This is a genomic window from Nitrosomonas mobilis (genome assembly GCF_900103035.1).
Lineage (GTDB): Bacteria > Pseudomonadota > Gammaproteobacteria > Burkholderiales > Nitrosomonadaceae > Nitrosomonas > Nitrosomonas mobilis.
Genome location: NZ_FMWO01000001.1, coordinates 1 through 238 on the forward strand (window position 1 = coordinate 1; position 238 = coordinate 238).

General features: G+C 42.9%; 1 pseudogene. It reads right to left on the minus strand.

Annotated elements, in window-relative coordinates:
• Positions 1-115: 115 nt before the first annotated feature.
• Positions 116-238: pseudogene (locus NSMM_RS14925) on the minus strand (IS5/IS1182 family transposase); the annotation flags it as partial.

Sequence of the window (238 nt, forward strand, 5' to 3'; positions counted from 1 at the left end):
TGCAGTGACAGGCCTGCCTGAAACTGAATTTTATTCATCGCCATTGCCATCCTCCTCTGATTTTGCTACGTTTCTTCGCAATTTGTAGATTTTACAAGATTTCTGAGAGAAGTAACTAATCAGGAAGTCTTTTGAGTAGAAGGGCCAGGAAAGCCAAGTGGATGAACTGCAAACTGGTGTTAATCATTCGCTCGCAGTTCTTCCACAGTCTTCTATTCTTTTCCAGCCAGGCGAAACT